The sequence below is a fragment of the Campylobacter sp. W0066.2 genome (assembly GCF_024723515.1).
Taxonomy (GTDB): domain Bacteria; phylum Campylobacterota; class Campylobacteria; order Campylobacterales; family Campylobacteraceae; genus Campylobacter_D.
The window spans coordinates 1-1,148 of sequence record NZ_JANQCV010000037.1 but is presented as its reverse complement, the minus strand read 5'-3'; the positions used below and the strand labels follow the sequence as shown (position 1 = coordinate 1,148).

The 1,148-nt window shown below is 29.5% G+C and carries 2 protein-coding genes and 2 tRNA genes; all 4 read left to right on the top strand.

Going from position 1 to position 1,148, the window contains the following annotated elements; translation table 11 throughout:
- The first annotated feature begins 3 nt into the window (after positions 1-3).
- The 4 genes from CAMP18498_RS07870 to CAMP18498_RS07855 all read left to right on the top strand — a co-directional run bounded on the left by CAMP18498_RS07870 (position 4) and on the right by CAMP18498_RS07855 (position 977).
- A tRNA-Lys gene (locus tag CAMP18498_RS07870) sits at positions 4-79 on the top strand.
- A gap of 6 nt (positions 80-85) precedes the next feature.
- Positions 86-161 (top strand) — tRNA-Glu (locus tag CAMP18498_RS07865).
- 128 nt (positions 162-289) lie between these two features.
- Complete coding sequence (locus CAMP18498_RS07860; RefSeq protein ID WP_337198260.1) at positions 290-493, top strand: hypothetical protein; 204 nt, start codon at positions 290-292, stop codon at positions 491-493.
- 124 nt (positions 494-617) lie between these two features.
- On the top strand, positions 618-977 hold the full coding sequence (locus CAMP18498_RS07855; RefSeq protein ID WP_263683635.1) for a methyltransferase: 360 nt from the start codon (positions 618-620) through the stop codon (positions 975-977).
- Positions 978-1,148 lie beyond the last annotated feature (171 nt).

Below are 1,148 nucleotides of genomic sequence, written 5' to 3'. Positions count from 1 at the left end.
ATTGTCTCGTTAGCTCAGCCGGTAGAGCATCTCCCTTTTAAGGAGGGGGCCGTTGGTTCGAATCCAACACGGGACACCACTCATTGACCCTTTCGTCTAGTGGCTCAGGACGTCACTCTCTCTGTGTGATAACAGAGGTTCAAATCCTCTAGGGGTCGCCATAAAATTAAATTAGTATTTGTGCTTTTAATATATTTTATTACTTTCTAGAAAGAAGAATTAAAAATCATTATAATATTTTTTATTTTATTGTATAATGAAATTATATTTTAAATTTAAAGGATAAATTATGGATAATTCATTATTAGGATATACTAAAAAATATGACAATGAAGGATATGGCTTGCAATATCCCGATGGACATGTTATAAGATTTTATGAGAGAATCTTGAAGTATAAATTAAACAAAACAAGTGGAAATTTGCTTGATTTTGGTTGTGGGAATGGAGTGCATTCTAAATATTTTCAAGATGTAACGGGGGGGGGATATTAACGCTTATGGTGTACATATTGTTCCTAGTTTAAAAAATACTTGGAAAAAAGATCTTAGGATAAATGAAAATAATTTTCACGTAATTACACCTAACTCTAGTTTTAAAAAATTATTTGATGTAAAAATGGATTTTATTTTTGCAAATCAAAGTTTATATTATTTGCCAAGCAAAGATTTTCAAAAAACTATTGAAGAATTTTATGATTTATGCAATGATGGAGCAATAATTTTCGCGACTATGATTAGCTCTAAAGCTTACCAAGAATTTGTTACAGGGGATGTTAAAGAAAATGGTTTAGTAGAAGTAAAATCTAGTCCAAGATTAAATAGTGAATCTACTTATATAAATTTTACAAATACGATTGAAGAATTAAAAGAAAAATTTAAACCTTTTAAACCATTGTTTTGGGGAGATTATGAGCTGATAAATTTATATAATTTTGAAGGAAGTATACAACACTTCATCTACATAGGGCAAAAATAATTTTCACATAAAGGCTTAATAAGCCTTTATCTTACTCTCCTTGCTATTATACTACCACATACTATCAATCAATATCCCAATCCTTTTTTGCTAGATTCTAATACTTATATTATATATCCATCTCCTCCAGCCTTTCAATATCAAACCTATATATTACGTATCAAATACACC